Below are 22,767 nucleotides of genomic sequence, written 5' to 3'. Positions count from 1 at the left end.
TGTTAACCCTAGGGTTCGGCTTGCCGGACCCTTTTTAATCAAGGAGTTGTCTATGCCGGAAGGGCCGGAGATCCGCCGGGCGGCAGATAAGCTGGCGGCGGTGATGATCGAGCAACCACTGACCGAAGTCTGGTTTGCTTTCCCGCAACTGAAACACTATCAGGGCGAGCTGGTCGGTGAACGTATCACTGCCATTGAACCGCGTGGTAAAGCCTTGTTAACCGATTTTTCCAACGGTTTGACCATGTACAGCCACAACCAGCTTTACGGCGTGTGGAAGGTGGTGCGAGCGGGCGAAACGCCAGAAACCAAGCGCGATCTGCGCGTACGACTGGAGACTGCCGAGTGGGCAATCTTGTTGTACAGCGCTTCGGATATCACCATTGCGCCGCGCGGTGAGATCGAGCAACACCCGTTCTTAAAGCGTATTGGCCCTGACGTGCTGGATATGGCTTTGACCGTGCAGCAGGTGGAACAGCGGCTGTTATCGCCGGCGTTTTGTAAGCGCCAGTTAGGCGGGATGCTGCTGGATCAGTCTTTTCTGGCAGGTCTGGGCAATTACCTGCGAGCCGAGATTTTGTGGCAGGCAGAACTGGCACCCAAGCATAAACCGCAGGATCTCACCCCTGATGCGCTGCATCAGTTGGCGCAGGCGCTGTTGGATATTCCACGCATTTCATACCAGACCCGTGGTCAGGTAGATGAAAATCGCCATCATGGCACGCTGTTCAGCTTCAAGGTGTTTCATCGCAGTGGTGAGCCTTGCCCACGCTGTGGGGCAATGATCGAGAAAACGGCGCTATCTTCGCGACCGTTCTATTGGTGCCCGGTTTGCCAGAAGTAACCCATAAAAAAACGCTGCCAGTGGGGCAGCGTTAAGTCGATAGGGTCATTAGCCGAGTTGGGGCGAATATGACGCCCCTGCTAAAGCTTACTTCTTAACCTGAGACTTGAACTCACGCTCGGCATAGCCGGTATACAGCTGACGTGGGCGAGCGATCTTGATGCCTTCGTCGTGCATTTCGTTCCAGTGGGCAATCCAGCCAATGGTACGGGCAATCGCGAAGATCACCGTAAACATGGAAGAAGGAATACCCATCGCTTTCAGGATGATACCTGAATAGAAATCGACGTTCGGGTACAGTTTCTTCTCGATGAAGTACGGGTCGTTCAACGCGATGTGTTCCAGCTCCATCGCGACCTGCAGCAGGTTGTCGTCTTTCTTGTTCAGTTCTTTCAGCACTTCGTGACAGGTTTCACGCATCACGGTGGCGCGTGGATCGTAGTTTTTGTACACGCGGTGGCCAAAGCCCATCAGACGGAACGAGTCATTCTTGTCTTTGGCGCGCTTGATGAACTCAGGGATGTGCTCAACGGTTTTGATCTCTTCGAGCATCTTCAGTGCTGCTTCGTTGGCACCGCCGTGCGCTGGCCCCCACAGGGAAGCGATACCGGCCGCGATACAGGCAAACGGGTTGGCACCGGATGAACCGGCGGTACGCACGGTGGAGGTGGACGCGTTCTGCTCATGGTCGGCATGCAGGATCAGAATACGATCCATGGCGCGTTCCAGCACCGGGTTCACCACGTACTCTTCGCAAGGTGTAGCAAACATCATACGCAGGAAGTTGCCGGCGTAGGACAGGTCGTTACGTGGGTAAACAAACGGCTGGCCGAGGGAGTACTTGTAACACATCGCTGCCACGGTAGGCATTTTGGACAGCAGGCGGAACGCGGTGATCTCACGGTGACGTTCGTTGTTGACGTCCAGCGCATCGTGATAGAACGCTGCCAGGGCACCGGTCACGCCGCACAGCACCGCCATTGGGTGTGAGTCACGGCGGAAACCACGGAACAGATGGGTGATCTGGTCGTGGATCATGGTGTGACGGGTTACCGTGGTTTTGAAGGTTTCGAACTCTTCAGCGTTCGGGGTTTCGCCGTACAGCAGGATGTAGCACACTTCCAGGTAGGAGGAGTTTTTTGCCAACTGCTCAATCGGGAAGCCGCGGTGCAGCAGGATACCTTTGTCGCCGTCGATAAACGTGATTTTCGATTCACAGGAAGCGGTAGAGGTAAAGCCGGGATCAAATGTGAAATAACCTTTGGAGCCCAGGGCGCGTACGTCAATAACATCAGGGCCCAGTGAAGGGGTGAGTACGCCCAGTTCGATCGGAGCTTCGCCGTTGTTGATGCTTAGCGTCGCTTTCTTATCAGTCATTTACAGTCTCCTTAACGCCTTATTTTAAAAACCTCTAACAACTGAAATACCTTAAATCTCCGCAGGTTACCCGTATTAAAGTCGAGTAAACGCTAACTCTGTGAGCGACAGCGCATTTGCGCCGGTAGGGGACAGAGGGCGAACCAGGCGAACAAGACGGATTAGCAGCCGTTAACGATTCATCGGGATTCGTTATTTTCTTTTAATCATTAACCTACGATAGTTTGGAATTTTAACCACATACACTGTTGCATAACTTGCGCGTAGGGGGAAGTGTATCCGGTGACCGCTAGTGCATCATAGGGTTGATTGCTACCCTATTTGTAATGGAAATGTTGATCTCTTGTCAAATCAGATAATTAATTTAGCGCTAAATGTAATAATCGTGATCTAAATCACTGTTTTGGGGAAATGTGACCAAAGGGATTGTATGGGAATTGTAATAAGAATGTGAACCTCCTATACTGCCGCCAGGTCTCCGGATTACCCTGAAGTAGGAGCACCCAGCGTTATTGCTACGCGCCGTTTAAGCACTAGGATGTCAATGTTTGAGCGCGTGAGGTGTAAGAGTGAAAACTCTTGACGCTGTCTGATCCCCACCCAGGCCCGGAGGAAGGAAAATAATAAGAGCTGTGTGGGCAAAACCGTGAAAAAACAAAGACCTGTCAACCTGGATCTGCAAACGATCCGGTTTCCTGTAACTGCGATAGCGTCCATCTTACACCGAGTCTCTGGCGTAATTACTTTCGTTGCCGTGGGCATTCTCCTCTGGCTGCTGGGTATCTCTCTCTCTTCTCAAGAGGGCTTCCTGCACGCTGCCGCCATCATGAATAGCTTCTTCGTGAAATTCATTTTCTGGGGGATCCTCACCGCGTTGGCCTATCACATTTGCGGTGGCATTCGTCACTTGTTAATGGATTTTGGCTATATCGAAGAGAGTTTAGCCGCAGGTACCCGTTCTGCCCAGGTGGCGTTCGGTTTGACCGTCGTGCTGTCAATTCTGGCTGGAGTCCTCGTATGGTAAGCAACGTTTCTGCATTAGGACGTAACGGCGTACACGACTGGTTGTTACTGCGTGCTTCCGCTATCGTCATCACCCTGTATGTTCTCTATATCCTGGGCTTCGTGGTTACGGCTCCGGACATTACCTATGAAATCTGGCGCGGCTTCTTCGCCACCTCCATTACGAAGGTATTCACCTTGCTGACATTGCTGTCGATCCTGGTTCACGCCTGGGTTGGAATGTGGCAGGTGCTGACGGACTATATCAAGCCACTGGCGTTACGCCTGGTGCTGCAACTGGCGATTGTCGTCACGTTGCTGGTCTATTTACTGTACGGAACAATCGTAGTGTGGGGTGCTTAAATGAAACTGCCGGTCAGAGAGTTTGATGCAGTTGTTATCGGTGCTGGTGGCGCAGGTATGCGCGCGGCGCTGCAGATTTCCCAGGCGGGCTCAACCTGTGCCCTGCTTTCCAAAGTATTCCCAACCCGTTCCCATACCGTGTCTGCACAGGGCGGCATTACCGTAGCTCTGGGCAATAACCACGAAGATAACTGGGAATGGCATATGTACGATACGGTGAAGGGTTCCGACTATATCGGTGACCAGGACGCCATTGAATATATGTGTAAAACCGGCCCGGAAGCGATTCTGGAGCTGGAGCACATGGGCCTGCCGTTCTCCCGTCTGGATGATGGCCGCATTTATCAACGCCCGTTTGGCGGCCAGTCACTGAACTTCGGTGGCGAGCAGGCGGCCCGTACCGCAGCGGCGGCAGACCGTACCGGCCACGCGTTGTTGCACACCCTTTATCAGCAGAACCTGAAAAACCACACCACCATCTTCTCCGAGTGGTATGCGCTGGATCTGGTGAAAAACCAGGATGGTGCGGTAGTCGGCACCACCGCTATCTGTATCGAAACCGGTGAAGTGGTGTACTTCAAGGCCAAGGCAACCATTCTGGCTACCGGTGGGGCTGGCCGTATTTACCAATCCACCACCAACGCCCACATCAATACCGGTGATGGTGTCGGTATGGCGCTGCGTGCCGGTGTACCGGTGCAGGACATGGAAATGTGGCAGTTCCACCCAACCGGTATTGCCGGGGCTGGCGTGTTGGTCACCGAAGGTTGTCGCGGTGAAGGTGGTTACCTGCTGAACAAACATGGCGAACGTTTCATGGAACGTTATGCGCCAAATGCCAAAGATCTGGCGGGCCGTGACGTAGTGGCGCGTTCGATCATGATTGAGATCCGTGAAGGTCGCGGCTGTGACGGTCCTTGGGGTCCACATGCCAAGCTGAAACTGGATCACCTGGGCAAAGAAGTGCTGGAGTCGCGTCTGCCGGGTATTCTGGAACTGTCCCGTACTTTCGCTCACGTCGATCCGGTGAAAGAGCCGATCCCGGTCATTCCTACCTGCCACTATATGATGGGCGGTATTCCGACCAAAGTGACCGGCCAGGCGCTGACCGTGAACGAGAAAGGCGAAGACGTGGTGATCCCGGGCCTGTTCGCGGTAGGCGAAATTGCCTGCGTATCGGTACACGGCGCCAACCGTCTGGGCGGCAACTCGCTGCTGGATCTGGTGGTGTTTGGTCGTTCTGCCGGTATGCACCTGCAAGAGTCACTGGCAGAGCAGGGCGATAGCCGCGACGCCAGCGAATCGGACGTCGAAGCTTCGCTGGATCGTCTGAACCGTTGGAACAACACCCGTTCTGGAGAAGATCCGGTGGAGATCCGTAAGGCACTGCAATCCTGTATGCAGCATAACTTCTCGGTGTTCCGCGAAGGTGATGCGATGGCGAAAGGGTTGGAAGAGTTGAAAGTGATCCGTGAACGTCTGAAGAACGCACGCCTGGATGATACCTCCAGCGAATTCAACACCCAGCGCATCGAATGCCTGGAGTTGGATAACCTGATGGAGACCGCGTATTCCACCGCCGTGTCGGCCAACTTCCGTACAGAGAGCCGTGGCGCGCATAGCCGCTTCGACTTCCCGGAGCGTGACGATGCCAACTGGCTGTGCCATTCGCTGTATCTGCCGCAATCGGAAAGCATGACGCGTCGTGAAGTGAACATGCAACCGAAGCTGCGCGCGGCATTCCCGCCGAAAGTGCGTTCCTACTAATTGCGGAGCTCGATTGATGAAACTTGAATTCTCTATCTATCGCTACAATCCGGATGTCGATAGCGCCCCGCATATGCAGGACTACAGCCTGGAAGCGGAAGAAGGCCGTGACATGATGCTGCTGGATGCGTTGATCCAGCTGAAAGAAAAGGACCCGACCTTGTCGTTCCGCCGTTCTTGCCGTGAAGGCGTGTGCGGTTCAGACGGCATCAACATGAACGGTAAAAACGGTCTGGCCTGTATCACCCCGGTCTCGTCGTTGCGTAAAGGCAACAACAAGATTGTGATCCGCCCACTGCCGGGATTACCGGTGGTGCGCGATCTGGTGGTGGATATGGGGCAGTTCTATACCCAGTATGAAAAAATCAAGCCGTTCCTGATTAATGATGGCAAGAATCCTCCGGCGCGTGAGCACCTGCAAACGCCGGATCAGCGGGAAAAACTGGATGGATTGTACGAATGTATTCTCTGTGCCTGTTGCTCCACCTCTTGCCCATCGTTCTGGTGGAATCCTGACAAGTTTGTTGGCCCGGCCGGTCTGTTGGCGGCGTACCGCTTCCTGATCGACAGCCGTGATACGGAAACTGAAGCACGATTGGATGATCTGAACGACGCTTTCAGTGTTTTCCGCTGCCATAGCATTATGAATTGTGTCAGTGTATGTCCTAAGGGCTTGAATCCGACCCGTGCAATTGGTCATATCAAGTCTATGCTGCTGCAACGCGGCGCATAAACAGAACGAGATGTTGCGCCGGTGCCTTTACCGGCGCACCTCATCAAGAGGGGATCTCTAAAAACTGACCCGTGATTGTGGTTACAGGCAATCAGGTTTGTCCCGCCGGTTTTTAGAGGTTCCTTGTAAGGGGCCGCAAGGTCCAAAACAGAACGTGCACTTAGGTATAAGCACGTCTAGTGAACCGTTAAGCGTACCATTACGGTAATTATGTTAACCACGGCGAAAACTGAAGCTTTAAAGCTTAAGGGATCAAAATGCAGAACGGCGCAATGAAGGCCTGGCTGGATTCCTCCTATCTGGCGGGCGCGAACCAGTCCTACATAGAGCAGCTCTATGAAGACTTTTTAACCGATCCGAGCTCCGTTGAAGATAGTTGGCGTTCCATTTTCCAGCAACTACCAACTGCGGGTGTCAAACCCGATCAGCTCCACTCCCAAACGCGAGATTACTTCCGCCGCCTGGCGAAAGATTCCGCTCGTTATAACACCACCATCAACGACCCTGAAACCGATGCCAAGCAGGTCAAGGTATTGCAGCTGATCAACGCCTTCCGCTTCCGTGGGCACCAGCACGCCAACCTCGACCCGTTGGATCTGTGGAAACAGGAGCGCGTGCCCGATCTCGATCCGGCGTATCACAACCTGACCGAAGCCGATTTCCAGGAAACCTTCAACGTGGGTTCTTTTGCCATCGGCAAAGAAACCATGAAGCTGAGCGATCTGTATGCGGCGCTGAAGCAGACCTACTGCGGTTCGATCGGTGCCGAGTATATGCACATCACCAACACCGAAGAGAAACGCTGGATCCAGCAGCGCATTGAATCGGTAGCGGGGCGTGCCAGCTTCACCACCGATGAGAAACGCCGTTTCCTGAGCGAACTGACGGCGGCCGAAGGGCTGGAGCGTTACCTGGGTGCCAAATTCCCTGGGGCCAAACGCTTCTCGCTGGAAGGTGGCGACGCGTTGGTGCCGATGCTGAAAGAAATGGTGCGTCACGCGGGCAAAAACGGCACGCGTGAAGTGGTGCTGGGTATGGCCCACCGTGGCCGTCTGAACGTGTTGATCAACGTGCTGGGTAAAAAACCGGCCGACCTGTTCGACGAGTTTGCCGGCAAGCATAAAGAACACCTGGGCACCGGTGACGTGAAGTATCACCAGGGCTTCTCTTCCGACGTGGAAACCGAAGGCGGCATGGTTCACCTGGCGCTGGCGTTTAACCCGTCGCACCTGGAAATCGTCAGCCCGGTTGTCATGGGTTCTGTACGTGCCCGCCGCGACCGTCTGGACGAAGCGCGCAGCAACATGGTGCTGCCAATCACCATTCACGGTGACGCGGCAATCACCGGGCAGGGCGTGGTTCAGGAAACCCTGAACATGTCGCAGGCTCGCGGTTATGAAGTGGGCGGCACGGTGCGTATCGTCATCAACAACCAGGTTGGTTTTACTACCTCCAACCCGTTGGATGCGCGTTCCACCCAATACTGTACCGATATCGCCAAGATGGTGCAGGCACCGATCTTCCACGTGAATGCCGATGATCCGGAAGCGGTGGCCTTTGTCACCCGCCTGGCGTTGGATTTCCGTAACACCTTTAAACGTGACGTGATGATCGATCTGGTCTGCTACCGTCGCCATGGGCATAACGAGGCCGATGAGCCAAGTGCTACCCAGCCGGTGATGTACCAGAAGATCAAGAAACACCCAACGCCACGCAAACTCTACGCTGACGTGCTGACCGAACAGAAGGTTGCCAGCCTGGAAGATGCCACGGAAATGGTCAACCTGTATCGCGATGCTCTCGACCGCGGTGACTGTGTGGTTGAAGAGTGGCGTCCGATGAACCTGCACTCCTTTACCTGGTCGCCATATCTGAACCATGAATGGGACGAAGAGTACCCAAGCAAGGTTGAGATGAAGCGCCTGCAGGAACTGGCTCGCCGCATCAGCAGCGTACCGGAAGCGATCGAAATGCAGTCGCGCGTGGCGAAAATCTACGGCGATCGTGCCGAGATGGCCGCAGGCAACAAACCGTTCGACTGGGGCGCGGCGGAAACGCTGGCTTACGCCACCATGGCGGATGAAGGCATCCCGATCCGTATTTCCGGTGAAGATGCTGGCCGTGGCACCTTCTTCCACCGTCATGCGGTGGTGCACAACCAGAAAAATGGTTCTGTCTATGTCCCGCTGGCCAACATCCACAGCGGCCAGGGCGAATTCAAAGTCTGGGACTCGGTGCTGTCTGAAGAAGCCGTTCTGGCATTCGAATATGGCTATGCCACCGCAGAGCCGCGCACCTTGACTATCTGGGAAGCGCAGTTTGGTGACTTTGCCAACGGTGCTCAGGTAGTGATCGACCAGTTCATCAGTTCCGGTGAGCAGAAATGGGGCCGTATGTGTGGCCTGGTGATGCTGCTGCCGCACGGTTACGAAGGCCAGGGCCCAGAGCACTCCTCTGCGCGTCTGGAACGTTACCTGCAGCTGTGTGCAGAACAGAACATGCAGGTGTGCATCCCGTCCACTCCGGCACAGGTCTATCATATGCTGCGCCGTCAGGCGTTGCGTGGTATGCGCCGTCCGTTGGTGGTGATGTCACCGAAGTCCTTGCTGCGTCATCCGCTGGCAGTCTCTTCACTGGAAGAACTGGCAAACGGCACCTTCCAACCAGCCATCGGCGAAATTGACGAGCTGGATGCCAAAGCGGTAAAACGCGTGGTGCTGTGTTCTGGTAAGGTTTATTACGATCTGCTGGAACAACGCCGCAAGAACGACCAGAAAGACGTGGCCATCGTACGTATCGAGCAGTTGTATCCGTTCCCGCATCAGGCCGTTCAGGCGGTATTGGAACAGTATGCCCACGTGCATGATTTCGTCTGGTGTCAGGAAGAGCCGCTGAACCAGGGCGCCTGGTATTGCAGCCAACACAATTTCCGTGAAGTGATCCCGTTTGGGGCCTCTTTACGTTACGCAGGACGTCCAGCCTCTGCCTCTCCGGCGGTGGGTTATATGTCCGTACACCAGAAGCAGCAGCAGGCTCTGGTGAATGATGCGCTGAATATTGAAGAAAAAATTTAAAGGAAAGCAAATGAGTAGCGTAGATATTCTGGTTCCTGACCTCCCTGAATCCGTTGCCGATGCGACCGTCGCCACCTGGCATAAAAAACCGGGTGACACCGTTCAGCGTGACGAAGTGCTGGTTGAAATTGAAACCGACAAAGTAGTATTGGAAGTGCCAGCCAGTGAAGCCGGTGTACTGGAAGCGATCCTGGAAGATGAAGGCGCAACTGTGACTTCACGTCAGCTTCTCGGGCGTATTCGTCAGGGTGATAGCTCTGGCAAGCCGACCGAAGCGAAAGTTCAGAGCGTTGAGTCCACCCCGGCACAGCGTGCAACCGCCAGCCTGGAAGAAGAGAACAACGACGCACTCAGCCCGGCGATCCGCCGCCTGATTGCCGAACACGATCTCGATGCTGCCGCCATCAAAGGCAGCGGCGTAGGTGGCCGTATCACGCGTGAAGACGTAGAAGCGCACCTGGCTGCCAGCAAGAAAGCGGCACCGGCTGCTGCTGCCCCAGCGGCGGCACCTCAGCCAGCCTTGGGTGGCCGTAGCGAAAAACGTGTTCCTATGACCCGCCTGCGTAAACGCGTGGCCGAGCGCCTGTTGGAAGCAAAGAACAGCACCGCGATGCTGACCACCTTCAACGAAATCAACATGCAGCCGATCATGGATCTGCGCAAGCAATACGGCGAAGCCTTCGAAAAACGCCACGGTGTACGTCTGGGCTTTATGTCCTTCTACATCAAAGCGGTAGTCGAAGCGCTGAAACGCTTCCCGGAAGTGAACGCCTCTATCGACGGTAGCGACGTGGTTTACCACAACTACTTCGATATCAGCATCGCGGTATCGACTCCACGCGGCCTGGTAACGCCAGTACTGCGTGACGTAGACTCCATGAGCATGGCGGACATCGAGAAGAAAATCAAAGAGCTGGCGATCAAAGGCCGTGACGGCAAATTGACCGTGGAAGAGCTGACCGGCGGTAACTTCACCATTACCAACGGCGGCGTCTTCGGTTCATTGATGTCTACCCCGATCATCAACCCACCGCAGAGCGCCATCCTGGGTATGCACGCCATCAAGGATCGCCCAATGGCGGTCAATGGTCAGGTCGTGATCCAGCCGATGATGTATCTGGCTCTGTCTTACGATCATCGTCTGATCGATGGCAAAGAGTCGGTGAGTTATCTGGTGACGGTGAAAGACATGCTGGAAGATCCGGCTCGTCTGCTGCTGGACGTTTAATCCCTGCAAGGGCGCGGTTTTTGCCGCGCCCACACCCTGTGCTATGTGGCCGACAAGTCATGGCGGGATACCGCGAAAGTGACCCGGCTGAAACTCTCAGACCTGAATGGATAGAACATCATGAATTTACACGAATATCAGGCAAAACAGCTGTTTGCTCGGTATGGCATGCCAGCACCAACCGGTTACGCCTGTACCACTCCGCGTGAAGCAGAAGAAGCCGCATCTAAAATCGGCTCCGGCCCGTGGGTGGTAAAATGTCAGGTTCATGCTGGCGGCCGTGGTAAAGCTGGTGGCGTTAAAGTCGTTAACAGTAAAGAAGATATCCGTGCTTTTGCCGAAGCCTGGCTGGGTAAACGCCTGGTGACCTACCAGACCGATGCGTTGGGTCAACCGGTTCACCAGATCCTGGTAGAAGCGGCCACCGACATCGATAAAGAGCTGTATCTGGGGGCGGTAGTTGACCGTGCCAGCCGTCGCGTCGTGTTTATGGCTTCCACCGAAGGCGGCGTTGAAATCGAGAAAGTGGCGGAGGAGACTCCGGAACTGATCCACAAAATGACCATCGACCCACTGGCAGGCCCACAGCCTTACCAGGGGCGTGAGCTGGCGTTCAAACTGGGCCTGACCGGTAAGCAAGTCGGCCAGTTCGCCAAAATCTTTATGGGTCTGGCAACGCTGTTCCTGGAGCGTGACCTGGCGATGGTTGAGATCAACCCGCTGGTAGTGACCAAGCAGGGCGATCTGATCTGCCTGGATGGTAAGCTGGGTGCCGATGGCAACGCTCTGTTCCGCCAGTCCGAACTGCGTGAAATGCGTGACCCTTCTCAGGAAGATGAGCGTGAATCCCGTGCTGCCCAGTGGGAACTGAACTATGTTGCCCTCGACGGTAACATCGGCTGCATGGTGAACGGTGCCGGTCTGGCGATGGGTACCATGGACATCGTGAAACTGCACGGTGGCGAACCAGCCAACTTCCTGGATGTGGGCGGTGGCGCAACCAAAGAGCGCGTGACCGAAGCCTTCAAAATCATCCTGTCTGACGACAAGGTGAAAGCGGTGCTGGTGAATATCTTCGGTGGCATCGTGCGTTGCGATCTGATCGCTGACGGTATCATTGGCGCGGTAGCCGAAGTGGGCGTTAACGTCCCGGTCGTCGTGCGCCTGGAAGGGAACAACGCCGAACTGGGCGCCAAGAAACTGGCGGACAGCGGTTTGAATATCATTGCTGCGACCAGCCTGACTGATGCGGCTCAGCAAGTTGTTGCGGCAGTGGAGGGTAAATAATGTCCATTTTAATCGATAAGAACACCAAAGTAATCTGCCAGGGTTTCACCGGTAGCCAGGGTACCTTCCACTCCGAACAAGCTATCGCTTACGGCACCAAAATGGTCGGTGGCGTGACGCCAGGCAAGGGCGGTACTCAGCATCTGGGTCTGCCAGTATTCAACACCGTGCGTGAAGCCGTTGAAGCAACGGGCGCTACCGCGTCTGTTATCTACGTGCCAGCGCCATTCTGCAAAGATTCCATTCTGGAAGCTATCGATGCAGGCATCAAACTGATCATCACCATCACCGAAGGCATCCCAACCCTGGATATGCTGACCGTGAAAGTGAAGCTGGATGAAGCCGGTGTGCGCATGATCGGCCCGAACTGCCCAGGTGTAATCACCCCGGGCGAATGCAAGATCGGTATCATGCCTGGCCATATCCATCTGCCAGGCAAAGTGGGCATCGTTTCCCGTTCAGGTACTCTGACCTATGAAGCGGTAAAACAAACCACTGACGCCGGTCTGGGGCAGTCAACCTGCGTCGGTATCGGTGGTGACCCGATCCCGGGTTCCAACTTTATCGATATTCTGAAGTTGTTCCAGGAAGATCCGCAGACCGAGGCCATCGTGATGATCGGTGAGATTGGCGGCAGCGCGGAAGAAGAAGCGGCAGCTTATATCAAAGAGCACGTCACCAAGCCAGTGGTGGGGTATATCGCCGGTGTTACCGCGCCTAAAGGCAAACGTATGGGCCATGCTGGTGCCATCATTGCCGGCGGCAAAGGGACTGCGGATGAGAAGTTCGCGGCTCTGGAAGCGGCAGGGGTGAAAACCGTACGCAGCCTGGCTGATATCGGTGACGCAGTGAAGGCGATCCTGAATCGTTAGTACCCTATAGCAAATAATAATATCTCGACATGTTTGGCCGCCCTTTGGGCGGCCTTTTTTACGCAACCAGCTGACATATCGGCGAATTTTTCAAGAGAATGCTGCGCAAGTTGCCAACTGACCCCTAGGTTTTTGCAGGTTCTGGGATCAACCTCGCAACATGGTCTATGATTACTTAGCAAAAAGCAGATTTGTGAGTTAACTCATTGCAATCGTCATTGAAAATAAAAAGTTAATATCTATCGAATGGCAATGCTGAAGTAATACAATTGGGGGTGTTTTAAATTACATTTATTTAACACAAGGATACCAATAAAAAACAATTAAACCATTGCTTAACATGGGTGCTGGGAAATTACAGCAAAATGCGTAATGAGCCTAGCAATAATAGGCAGATAGGCTTAAATTGTTTTAGATCAATATAGGCCTGGATATCTATTTAGGCTGATTTTTGACCTGTAGCCAAAAGTCCAACCTGCATCACGCAAATACCTATTTATTGTGTGGGCTTTGGCGAGTATCATGCCATTGTGTAATTATGGATGGTTGATCTTGTTGCATTTGTTACCCGCTGTCGGTTTTCATTGGTGCGTTTTGCTCCCGTCCCTCGTGGTCTGGCACTGAACGTACGGTTGAAAGCGGAGAGGCTGGATCAAATTTTGTTGTGTTTAAGGGCATTCACTGCGGGGCGTTACCGGCTACTCTTTCGGGAGTAATACCGATAACCGCAAGTCGGAGTCTTCCTGCGAGGAGCAAGGAGTCAAGATGTTTGATATTGTCGAACTGTCGCGCTTACAGTTTGCTTTAACGGCGATGTATCACTTCCTATTTGTCCCATTAACGCTGGGTATGGCGTTTTTGCTGGCAATTATGGAAACGGTATATGTGCTGTCCGGCAAACAAATTTATAAAGATATGACCAAATTCTGGGGCAAGTTATTTGCAATCAACTTTGCTCTGGGGGTGGCCACCGGGTTGACCATGGAGTTCCAGTTCGGGACCAACTGGTCGTATTTCTCACATTACGTCGGTGATATCTTCGGGGCCCCGCTGGCTATCGAAGGTCTGATGGCGTTCTTCCTGGAATCGACGCTGGTCGGTCTGTTCTTCTTCGGTTGGGATCGTCTGAGCAAGATCCAGCACATGACGGTCACCTGGTTTGTTGCTCTCGGCTCAAACCTGTCTGCGTTGTGGATCCTGGTCGCCAACGGCTGGATGCAAAACCCAATCGCCTCCGACTTCAACTTTGAAACCATGCGTATGGAGATGCTCAGCTTCTCCGAACTGGTCTTCAACCCGGTTGCACAGGTGAAGTTTGTTCACACCGTGGCCTCGGGCTACACCACCGGTGCGATGTTCGTACTGGGTATCAGCTCTTACTATCTGCTGAAAGGGCGTGACATCGCTTTTGCCAAGCGTTCGTTCGCCATTGCTGCCAGCTTTGGTATGGCTGCGATCCTTTCCGTTATCGTGCTGGGTGATGAATCCGGTTACGAAATGGGGGACGTGCAAAAAACCAAACTGGCTGCCATTGAAGCCGAATGGGAAACTCAACCGGCTCCGGCCGCATTTACCCTGTTCGGTATTCCGAACCAGGAGAAAATGGAGAACTCCTTCGCGATTCAGATCCCTTGGGCGCTCGGCCTGATTGCTACCCGTTCCATCGACACTCCGGTTATCGGCCTGCGCGATCTGATGGCACAGCACCAGGTACGTATCCGTAACGGTATGAAGGCTTACCAACTGCTGGAAGAACTGCGTGGCGGTAATACCGATCCGGCGGTACGTACGGCATTCAACGATACCAAACAGGATCTGGGCTACGGCATGCTGCTCAAACGCTATACCGAAAACGTCACCGACGCGACGGAAGCGCAGATCCAGCAGGCAACCAAAGATTCTATCCCGCGCGTTGCTCCACTGTACTTCGCCTTCCGTATCATGGTGGCCTGTGGTGTGCTGATGCTGTGTATTATCGGTCTGTCATTCCTGAGCGTGGTACGTGGTCGTATCGGTCAGAAGAAATGGCTGCTTCGTGCTGCGTTGTTCGGCCTGCCATTACCTTGGATTGCCGTTGAAGCGGGCTGGTTCGTGGCGGAGTATGGCCGTCAGCCGTGGGCGATAGGTGAGGTGCTGCCAACTGCAGTCGCCACTTCTTCGCTGACCGCAGGCGACATTCTGTTCTCGATGGGGCTGATATGCGGCTTGTACACCCTGTTCCTGGTGGCTGAAATGTACCTGATGTTCAAGTTTGCACGTCTGGGTCCAAGCAGCCTGAAAACTGGCCGCTACCACTTTGAACAACCGACTGCCGCCGTGCAGGAAGCGCGCTAAACAGGAGTCCAAGATATGTTTGATTACGAAGTACTGCGATTTATCTGGTGGCTCCTGGTTGGCATTCTGCTGATCGGTTTCGCCGTCACCGATGGTTTCGATATGGGTGTCGGTATTCTGATGCGCATTATCGGTAAAACCGATACCGAGCGCCGGGTCATGATCAACGCCATTGCCCCGCACTGGGATGGTAACCAGGTGTGGCTGATCACTGCGGGTGGCGCATTGTTCGCCGCCTGGCCGATGGTCTATGCCGCCGCGTTCTCTGGTTTCTATGTGGCCATGATCCTGGTGTTGGCCTCCTTGTTCTTCCGCCCGGTCGGTTTTGACTACCGCTCGAAGCTGGAAAACAGCAACTGGCGTAACATGTGGGACTGGGGCATCTTTATCGGTAGCTTCGTGCCTGCGGTGGTGTTTGGCGTGGCGTTCGGTAACCTGTTACAGGGCGTGCCGTTCCACATCGACGAATATCTGCGTCTGTTCTATACCGGTAACTTCTTCCAACTGTTGAACCCGTTTGGTTTGCTGGCCGGTATTGTCAGCCTGACCATGCTGGTGACCCAGGGGGCAACCTACCTGCAGATGCGTACCACTGCCGAGATTCATCTGCGCTCACGCGCAGCGGCGCAGATTTCTGCGCTGGTGATGGGCGTATGCTTCCTGTTGGCGGGTATCTGGCTGGTGAAAGGTATCGACGGTTTCGTGATCACCTCAGCACTGGATACGGCAGCGGAATCCAACCCACTGCGTAAAGAAGTCGCTCATCAGGCGGGTGCCTGGTTGATTAACTTCAACAAGTATCCAATCCTGTGGGCACTGCCGGCGTTGGGCGTGGTTCTGCCACTGTTCACTATCCTGTTTGCCCGTTTGGACAAAGCTGCGATGGCGTTCCTGAGTTCATCACTGACGATTGCCTGTGTGATCCTGACGGCTGGGGTAACCATGTTCCCATTCGTTATGCCATCAAGCACTGTGCCTAACGTCAGCCTGACTATGTGGGATGCGACTTCCAGCCTGTTCACGCTGCAGGTGATGACCGTTGTTGCCATTATCTTCGTGCCAATCGTTCTGGCGTACACCGCTTGGGCGTACTACAAAATGTTTGGTCGCCTGGATAAGAACTTCATCGAAAAAAATAAGCATTCACTGTACTAAGCAAAAGGAGCTAAACCATGTGGTATTTTGCCTGGATCCTCGGAACGCTTCTTGCCTGTGCCTTCGGTATCATCACGGCGCTGGCGCTTGAGCACAGTGAAGATTCAAAAGCGCAGCAAGACGGTAAGTGATGGGTTCGTCACTGGCGGATAAGCTGTACGCTATCACCGACAAGGGTCCTGTTCGGGCCCTTTCATTGGTGCTGGCGGTGATTTTGGCGGGATGTGTCTTTTGGGATCCTAGCCGTTTTGCAGCACGTACCAGCTCGTTAGAGATATGGCAGGGCATCTTGCTGATCTGGGCGGTATGTGCGGGCATCGTTCACGGTGTCGGCTTCCGGCCTCAGAGCACGTTTTGGCGTGCATTTTTCGCGCCATTACCTGCAATTGTGATCCTCGCCGCAGGATTACTTTACGTTTCTTTATAATCTATTGCTCATCCCCCGTGTTATGGGCCGTTCAGGCCCATAATTATTTTCATTCCCATTCAGTAACCCATTCCCAACCCGATTCGTCTTGCGTATAGTAACATTCGTTCAATTGCCTTAGTTTGGAAGTCTCGTGAGTAATAAGTTATTTCGATGGCCGGTTCGTGTTTACTTTGAAGATACCGATGCCGGTGGTGTGGTCTACCATGCCCATTATGTCGCTTTTTATGAAAGAGCGCGCACCGAGATGCTGCGTCAACATAACATTCATCAACAGCAGCTGCTCTGTGAAGAACATGTCGCTTTCGCTGTCCGGCGTATGACGGTGGATTATCTGTTACCAGCTCGTCTTGACGACCTGCTGGAAGTGCAGAGCAAAATCACCTCAATACGCGGGGCTTCTCTTACGTTTGCTCAACGCATTGTTAATTCTGACGGTACTCTTTTGAGTCAGGCCGATGTATTGATTGCATGCATTGATCCCCAGCAAATGAAATCGATAGCGCTTCCTAAGTCTATTGTCGCGGAGTTTAAGCAGTGACTGACATGAACATCCTGGATCTATTCTTGAAGGCGAGCCTGCTGGTCAAGTTTATCATGCTGATTTTGATATGCTTTTCAGTGGCTTCTTGGGCGATTATCATCCAGCGTACCCGTATCCTCAATGCGGCTACTCGTGACGCCGAAGCTTTCGAAGATAAATTCTGGTCGGGTATCGAGCTTTCCCGTCTGTATCAGGAAAGTCAGGCGCGTCGCGATAGCCTGACTGGCTCAGAGCAGATTTTCCACTCCGGTTTCAAAGAGTTTGCCCGTTTGCATCGTGCTAACAGCCATGCGCCAGAGTCGGTGATCGAAGGGGCAACGCGTGCGATGCGTATTTCGATGAATCGCGAGCTGGAAACGTTGGAAAACCATATTCCTTTCCTCGGCACCGTGGGTTCCATCAGCCCGTATATCGGCCTGTTTGGTACCGTGTGGGGGATTATGCACGCCTTTATCGCCCTCGGTGCGGTAAAACAAGCCACTTTACAGATGGTTGCACCGGGTATCGCCGAAGCCTTGATCGCCACGGCCATCGGTCTGTTTGCCGCGATCCCTGCCGTTATGGCCTATAACCGCCTAAACCAGCGCGTTAACAAGCTTGAGCAGAATTACGACAACTTTATGGAAGAGTTCACCGCTATTCTGCATCGTCAGGCCTTCTCCAGCGACAGCAAATAAGAAGTAGGAGGGTAGCATGGCGAAAGTTCGTGGTCGTAACAAGCGTGAGCTGAAGTCGGAAATCAACATTGTTCCGCTGCTGGACGTCTTATTGGTGCTGTTGCTGATCTTTATGGCAACCGCGCCCATCATCACCCAAAGCGTTGAAGTTGATTTGCCTGATGCCACCGATTCTAAAACGGTGTCCAGCGACGATAATCCACCGGTGATCCTGGAAGTTTCCGGCGTAGGTCAGTACACCCTGGTGGTTGATCACAACCGTATGGAGCTGTTGCCGCCTGAACAGGTGGCGGCCGAAGCCAAGTCGCGTCTGGCAGCTAATCCGAAGACGGTGTTTTTGATCGGTGGGGCCAAGGAAGTACCGTACGATGAGATTATCAAGGCATTGAATATTCTGCATCAGGCGGGTGTCGCTTCCGTAGGGTTGATGACCCAGCCAATCTAACCATAAGGTCAGTGGCAACCCGGTTCCTGCACTGTGGCGCAGGAACCCCGTTTAAGCAGCAGTTTTTGGGATTCTATTTTGGTAAAGGCAACTGAGCAAAATGATAAGCTGAACCGCTCCGTGATTGTTTCGGTGGTTCTGCACATTCTATTGATTGCCCTGTTGATTTGGGGTTCGCTGTACGAAAATACTGAAATGAGTAGTGCAGGCGGCGGCGGTGATGGTTCCGTGGTCGGGGCCGTGATGGTCGATCCAGGGGCGGTGGTAGAGCAGTACAATCGCCAGCAGCAACAGAGCAGCGATGCACAGCGAGCAGAAAAGCAGCGCCAGAAGAAGGCGGAGCAGCAGGCTGAAGAGCTGCAGCAGAAGCAGGCGGCGGAACAGCAGCGCCTGAAAGAACTGGAACAAGAGCGTTTGGCCGCGCAGGAAAAAGCCGCGCAGGACGCCAAGGCACAGGCCGAACAGCAGAAGAAAGCTGCCGAGCAGCAACAGCAGGCCGCTGAGCAGCAGAAAGCGGCAGAAGCCGCTGCGGCGAAAGCTAAAGCCGAGGCGGATAAAATAGCCAAGGCGCAGGCAGACGCGCAGAAGAAAGCCGAAGCGGAAGCCAAGAAAGAAGCTGCCGCCGCCGCCGCTAAAAAGCAGGCGGAAGAGGCTAAGAAAGAGGCCGCCGCTGCCGCAGAGAAGAAGGCCGCTGCAGACGCTGAGAAAAAAGCAGCAGCAGAGGAAGCGAAAAAAGCCGCCGCTGCCGAAAAGGCTGCCGCCGCCAAGAAAGCCGCAGATGCCAAGAAGAAGGCCGCTGAAGCCGCCAAACAGTCTGCTGATGTAGATGATTTATTCGGTAGCTTGGCCGATGGTAAAAACGCGCCGAAAGGTGGTGGTGCCAAGGCTAAAGGTGACGGCAAACCGGCAGGGCAGGGGAATGCCAAAACGGCAGGGGCAAGCGGTGCCGAGATTAATGGTTACCTGGGGCAGATTACTGCCGCAATACAGAGCAAGTTTTACGATGCCGATCTTTACAAAGGAAGAACCTGCGATTTACGGATTAAATTGGCACCGGATGGCTTGTTGATTGATGTTAAGGCTGAAGGTGGGGATCCTGCCTTGTGTCAGGCCGCATTGGCGGCAGCTAAGCAGGCTCGTATTCCAAAGCCACCTAGCCAGGCGGTGTATGAGGCATTTAAGAATGCTCCTCTTACATTTAAGCCTCAATAATGATTGTCTTAAACCGAGTTAAACGCATGGATGTACCAAGGTAACCAACAGGGAATATGTAGTGTTGTTGGCGTTGGTTTGTTAAAATTCTGCTAAATTATCGCAGGCATACCGCCTGGATAAGGGAGATGAGATGAAGCAGGCATTTCGAGTAGCGTTAGGTCTTTTAGTTCTGTGGGCATCCGTGCTGCATGCGGAAGTTCGCATTGAAATCACCCAAGGGGTCGACTCCGCTCGCCCGATTGGCGTGGTGCCATTTAAATGGGCGGGTCCAGGTACGCCTCCAGAGGATGTTGGCCAGATCGTTGGCGCAGATCTACGTAACAGTGGCAAATTCAACCCAATTGATGTGGCACGTATGCCGCAGCAGCCAACCACCGCGTCTGAAGTGACGCCGGCGGCCTGGACTGCGCTGGGCATCGACGCCGTAGTAGTTGGCCAGGTTCAGCCTGGTGCCGACGGCAGCTACCTGGTTTCCTACCAACTGGTCGATACTTCAGGTTCACCTGGTACAGTATTGGCACAAAACCAGTTTAAAGTGACCAAACAGTGGCTGCGCTATGCGGCTCATACCGCCAGCGATGGCGTATTTGAGAAGCTGACCGGTATCAAGGGCGCATTCCGTACCCGCATCGCTTACGTGGTGCAGACCAACGGCGGGAAATTCCCGTATGAACTGCGCGTATCGGATTATGACGGCTATAATCAGGTTCCAGTGCATCGTTCACCAGAGCCACTGATGTCACCAGCCTGGTCGCCGGATGGCAGCAAACTGGCCTACGTGACCTTTGAGAGCGGTAAATCAGCGCTGGTGATCCAGAACCTGTCTGATGGCGCTATCCGTCAGGTAGCTTCTTTCCCTCGTCACAATGGTGCACCTGCCTTCTCCCCAGACGGTAGCCGCCTGGCATTCGCGCTGTCCAAAAGTGGCAGTCTGAACCTGTATGTGATGAACCTGGGTTCTGGCCAAATCAGCCAGATCACCGATGGCCGTAGCAACAACACCGAACCGAGCTGGTTCCCAGATGGTCAATCTCTGGCTTATACCTCTGACCAGGGCGGTCGCCCACAGATTTATAAGGTTGGCGCCAACGGCGGCGCACCACAGCGTCTGACCTGGGAAGGTGCCCAGAATCAGGACTCTGATGTCAGCTTCGACGGTAAATTCCTGGTGATGGTGAGCTCCAATAATGGGGTTCAGCATATCGCCAAACAAGATCTCGGATCGGGAGCCGTTCAAATGTTAACGGACACGTTCCTGGATGAAACGCCTAGTATCGCACCAAACGGCACCATGGTGATCTATAGCTCCACGCAAGGTATGGGCTCCGTGCTGCAGTTGGTATCGACTGATGGGCGCTTCAAAGCGCGTCTTCCGGCAACCGATGGACAGGTCAAATTCCCTGCCTGGTCGCCGTATCTGTGATGCATGTTTAAAATATGTATGGCAAAAACTATAAAAGGATCAAAGAAATGCAACTGAACAAAGTGCTGAAAGGGCTTCTGCTGGCACTGCCAGTTCTGGCTGTAGCAGCTTGTAGTTCTAACAAAAGCGCTAATAACGATCAATCCGGTATGGGCGCTGGCACTGGTACAGAAAATGGCAGCAGCAACCTGTCTTCTGAAGAACAAGCACGTCTGCAGATGCAAGAACTGCAGCGTAACAACATTGTTTACTTCGGCCTGGACAAATACGACGTCAGCTCTGAATTCGCTCAGATGCTGGATGCGCATGCTGCTTTCCTGCGTAACAACCCATCCTACAAAGTGACTGTTGAAGGTCACGCGGATGAGCGCGGCACGCCAGAATACAACATCGCTCTGGGTGAGCGTCGTGCTAACGCAGTTAAAATGTACCTGCAAGGCAAAGGCGTTTCTGCTGACCAGATCTCTATCGTTTCTTACGGTAAAGAAAAACCAGCAGTACTGGGCCACGACGAAGCAGCCTATGCTAAAAACCGTCGTGCAGTTCTGGTTTACTAAGAGAATCGCATGAACAGTAACTTCAGACGTCACCTGTTGAGTCTGGCGTTACTGGTTGGCGTAGCGGTCCCATGGGCCGCTACTGCCCAAGCGCCAATCAGTAATGTCGGCTCCGGCTCGGTCGAAGACCGTGTCACATCACTTGAGCGTATCAGTAATGCTCAGGGCCAGCTTTTGAACCAACTCCAGCAACAACTCTCTGACAACCAACGCGATATCGATACGCTCCGTGGGCAGATCCAGGAAAGTCAGTATCAGTTGAATCAGGTGGTTGAACGCCAGAAACAGATCTATCAACAGATGGATAGCCTTAGCCAGGGTGGCGCACAGAATTCCGCTGGTGCAGCAGCAGGGGTCGCAGGCGGTACAGCCGCCGCGGCGTCCTCAGACGGCGCTGGCAGCGCTCCTGCGGGTGCGACAGCCGCTGCGGCTAGTACGGGCGATGAAAACAGCGACTACAACGCCGCTGTTTCACTGGCGCTGGAAAAAAAGCAGTATGACCAGGCGATCTCCGCTTTTCAGGCTTTCATAAAGCAGTATCCGAAATCTACTTACCTGCCTAACGCCAACTATTGGCTGGGCCAGTTGTTCTACAACAAGGGTAAAAAGGAAGACGCGGCATACTATTATGCAGTGGTGGTCAAGAGTTACCCGAAATCACCCAAGGCGCCGGACGCAATGTATAAAGTTGGGGTGATCATGCAGGAAAAAGGCCAGGCTGATAAAGCCAAAGCCGTTTACCAGCAGGTGATCAAATCGTACCCGACCAGCGATGCGGCCAAGCAGGCCAAGAAACGCGAAGCGAGTTTGTAAGTAAACACTGAGCCCAGAAGTTAGTCGATTTGACCGAATTCTGGGCTCATTCGCGTGAAGAACAAGCAGTTGAACCTATTGCGCCAAAATTTAGGTTGCGCTGCTGAGATAAATTAGTAATATATGCCGCCGTTGCCAAGACAACTTGCAAGATGTTAAAGCAGCTAGGAAATTAGTAGTAAACCACGACAGTGGGTGATTAGCTCAGTTGGTAGAGCATCTCCTTTACACGGAGGGGGTCGGCGGTTCGAGCCCGTCATCACCCACCACTTACAGTGGGTCGTTAGCTCAGTTGGTAGAGCAGTTGACTTTTAATCAATTGGTCGCAGGTTCGAATCCTGCACGACCCACCAATTCTTAATGAGTTGGTAAAACTGGAATCGTGAAGGATGAGAACCGTCAAAGGTTCGAGCCGACCGTAGGGAGACCACGGCATGGCCGCTAATCCTGCACGACCCACCAATTCTTGATGAATTGGTAAATAATTGTAGTTGAGTTCTTTCTCGTTGTTATCGTACTAAGAAGTAAACCACGTCAGTGGGTCGTTAGCTCAGTTGGTAGAGCAGTTGACTTTTAATCAATTGGTCGCAGGTTCGAATCCTGCACGACCCACCAATTCTTAATGAGTTG

At 53.7% G+C, this 22,767-nt stretch carries 21 protein-coding genes and 3 tRNA genes; 23 read left to right on the top strand and 1 reads right to left on the bottom strand.

Going from position 1 to position 22,767, the window contains the following annotated elements; translation table 11 throughout:
* The first annotated feature begins 52 nt into the window (after window positions 1-52).
* On the top strand, window positions 53-844 hold the full coding sequence (nei, locus tag ABIE29_RS04990) for an endonuclease VIII (protein ID WP_429617098.1): 792 nt from the start codon (window positions 53-55) through the stop codon (window positions 842-844).
* Window positions 845-931: 87 nt separating this feature from the next.
* Here nei and ABIE29_RS04985 read toward each other — a convergent pair whose 3' ends face one another.
* Entirely contained in the window at window positions 932-2,221 is a 1,290-nt protein-coding gene (locus ABIE29_RS04985; RefSeq protein ID WP_429617097.1) for a citrate synthase, read from the bottom strand.
* A 634-nt stretch (window positions 2,222-2,855) separates the two neighbouring features.
* Between ABIE29_RS04985 and sdhC the strand changes: the two genes are divergently transcribed.
* The 22 genes from sdhC to ABIE29_RS04875 all read left to right on the top strand — a co-directional run bounded on the left by sdhC (window position 2,856) and on the right by ABIE29_RS04875 (window position 22,752).
* A complete protein-coding gene (gene sdhC, locus ABIE29_RS04980) occupies window positions 2,856-3,245 on the top strand; it encodes a succinate dehydrogenase cytochrome b556 subunit (protein ID WP_024483149.1) in 390 nt (129 codons plus the stop codon).
* On the top strand, window positions 3,239-3,586 hold the full coding sequence (gene sdhD, locus ABIE29_RS04975; protein WP_021805273.1) for a succinate dehydrogenase membrane anchor subunit: 348 nt from the start codon (window positions 3,239-3,241) through the stop codon (window positions 3,584-3,586). The genes sdhC and sdhD overlap by 7 nt, the downstream gene beginning before the upstream one ends.
* A complete protein-coding gene (gene sdhA, locus ABIE29_RS04970; RefSeq protein ID WP_429617096.1) occupies window positions 3,587-5,353 on the top strand; it encodes a succinate dehydrogenase flavoprotein subunit in 1,767 nt (588 codons plus the stop codon).
* 16 nt (window positions 5,354-5,369) lie between these two features.
* Window positions 5,370-6,086 carry a succinate dehydrogenase iron-sulfur subunit gene (locus ABIE29_RS04965; protein ID WP_021805271.1) on the top strand — a complete coding sequence of 239 codons (717 nt, stop codon included), beginning with the start codon at window positions 5,370-5,372 and terminating at the stop codon, window positions 6,084-6,086.
* A gap of 257 nt (window positions 6,087-6,343) precedes the next feature.
* Window positions 6,344-9,160: a 2-oxoglutarate dehydrogenase E1 component gene (gene sucA, locus ABIE29_RS04960; protein WP_024483146.1), complete on the top strand. Its 2,817-nt coding sequence runs from the start codon at window positions 6,344-6,346 to the stop codon at window positions 9,158-9,160.
* 10 nt (window positions 9,161-9,170) lie between these two features.
* A complete protein-coding gene (odhB, locus tag ABIE29_RS04955; RefSeq protein ID WP_429617095.1) occupies window positions 9,171-10,388 on the top strand; it encodes a 2-oxoglutarate dehydrogenase complex dihydrolipoyllysine-residue succinyltransferase in 1,218 nt (405 codons plus the stop codon).
* A 120-nt stretch (window positions 10,389-10,508) separates the two neighbouring features.
* The gene (gene sucC, locus ABIE29_RS04950) at window positions 10,509-11,675 is read left to right on the top strand and encodes an ADP-forming succinate--CoA ligase subunit beta (protein ID WP_004949756.1); all 1,167 of its coding nucleotides are present in this window, start codon (window positions 10,509-10,511) and stop codon (window positions 11,673-11,675) included.
* Window positions 11,675-12,547 (top strand): succinate--CoA ligase subunit alpha, encoded by an 873-nt coding sequence (gene sucD, locus ABIE29_RS04945; protein WP_024483143.1) that lies wholly within the window; start codon window positions 11,675-11,677, stop codon window positions 12,545-12,547. Before sucC ends, sucD begins: the two co-directional genes overlap by 1 nt.
* Before the next feature lie 765 nt (window positions 12,548-13,312).
* Complete coding sequence (gene cydA, locus ABIE29_RS04940; RefSeq protein ID WP_429617094.1) at window positions 13,313-14,881, top strand: cytochrome ubiquinol oxidase subunit I; 1,569 nt, start codon at window positions 13,313-13,315, stop codon at window positions 14,879-14,881.
* A gap of 15 nt (window positions 14,882-14,896) precedes the next feature.
* A complete protein-coding gene (gene cydB, locus ABIE29_RS04935) occupies window positions 14,897-16,036 on the top strand; it encodes a cytochrome d ubiquinol oxidase subunit II (protein WP_429617093.1) in 1,140 nt (379 codons plus the stop codon).
* Between the two features lie 17 nt (window positions 16,037-16,053).
* Window positions 16,054-16,167, top strand: coding sequence for a cytochrome bd-I oxidase subunit CydX (gene cydX / locus ABIE29_RS04930; protein ID WP_021805265.1), 114 nt, complete (start codon window positions 16,054-16,056; stop codon window positions 16,165-16,167).
* Window positions 16,167-16,463, top strand: a complete 297-nt coding sequence (gene ybgE, locus ABIE29_RS04925) for a cyd operon protein YbgE (RefSeq protein ID WP_429617092.1) — start codon at window positions 16,167-16,169, stop codon at window positions 16,461-16,463. Before cydX ends, ybgE begins: the two co-directional genes overlap by 1 nt.
* 133 nt (window positions 16,464-16,596) lie before the next feature.
* Entirely contained in the window at window positions 16,597-17,004 is a 408-nt protein-coding gene (gene ybgC, locus ABIE29_RS04920) for a tol-pal system-associated acyl-CoA thioesterase (RefSeq protein ID WP_429617091.1), read from the top strand.
* On the top strand, window positions 17,001-17,684 hold the full coding sequence (gene tolQ, locus ABIE29_RS04915) for a Tol-Pal system protein TolQ (RefSeq protein WP_024483139.1): 684 nt from the start codon (window positions 17,001-17,003) through the stop codon (window positions 17,682-17,684). The genes ybgC and tolQ overlap by 4 nt, the downstream gene beginning before the upstream one ends.
* A gap of 16 nt (window positions 17,685-17,700) precedes the next feature.
* On the top strand, window positions 17,701-18,129 hold the full coding sequence (gene tolR, locus ABIE29_RS04910; protein WP_024529347.1) for a colicin uptake protein TolR: 429 nt from the start codon (window positions 17,701-17,703) through the stop codon (window positions 18,127-18,129).
* A 78-nt stretch (window positions 18,130-18,207) separates the two neighbouring features.
* Entirely contained in the window at window positions 18,208-19,341 is a 1,134-nt protein-coding gene (gene tolA / locus ABIE29_RS04905; RefSeq protein WP_429617090.1) for a cell envelope integrity protein TolA, read from the top strand.
* 133 nt (window positions 19,342-19,474) lie between these two features.
* Window positions 19,475-20,767, top strand: a complete 1,293-nt coding sequence (gene tolB / locus ABIE29_RS04900; RefSeq protein WP_429617089.1) for a Tol-Pal system beta propeller repeat protein TolB — start codon at window positions 19,475-19,477, stop codon at window positions 20,765-20,767.
* Window positions 20,768-20,814: 47 nt separating this feature from the next.
* Window positions 20,815-21,324 (top strand): peptidoglycan-associated lipoprotein Pal, encoded by a 510-nt coding sequence (gene pal / locus ABIE29_RS04895; RefSeq protein WP_021805257.1) that lies wholly within the window; start codon window positions 20,815-20,817, stop codon window positions 21,322-21,324.
* A 9-nt stretch (window positions 21,325-21,333) separates the two neighbouring features.
* Window positions 21,334-22,137, top strand: a complete 804-nt coding sequence (gene cpoB / locus ABIE29_RS04890; RefSeq protein ID WP_429617088.1) for a cell division protein CpoB — start codon at window positions 21,334-21,336, stop codon at window positions 22,135-22,137.
* Window positions 22,138-22,330: 193 nt separating this feature from the next.
* Window positions 22,331-22,406 (top strand) — tRNA-Val (locus ABIE29_RS04885).
* Between the two features lie 8 nt (window positions 22,407-22,414).
* Window positions 22,415-22,490, top strand: a tRNA-Lys gene (locus ABIE29_RS04880).
* A gap of 186 nt (window positions 22,491-22,676) precedes the next feature.
* Window positions 22,677-22,752 (top strand) — tRNA-Lys (locus tag ABIE29_RS04875).
* The last annotated feature ends 15 nt before the right edge of the window (window positions 22,753-22,767 follow it).

Origin of the sequence: Serratia sp. 2723 (genome assembly GCF_050434425.1) — a bacterium.
Taxonomy (GTDB): domain Bacteria; phylum Pseudomonadota; class Gammaproteobacteria; order Enterobacterales; family Enterobacteriaceae; genus Chania.
This window is presented reverse-complemented; position numbering and strand designations above follow the sequence as displayed.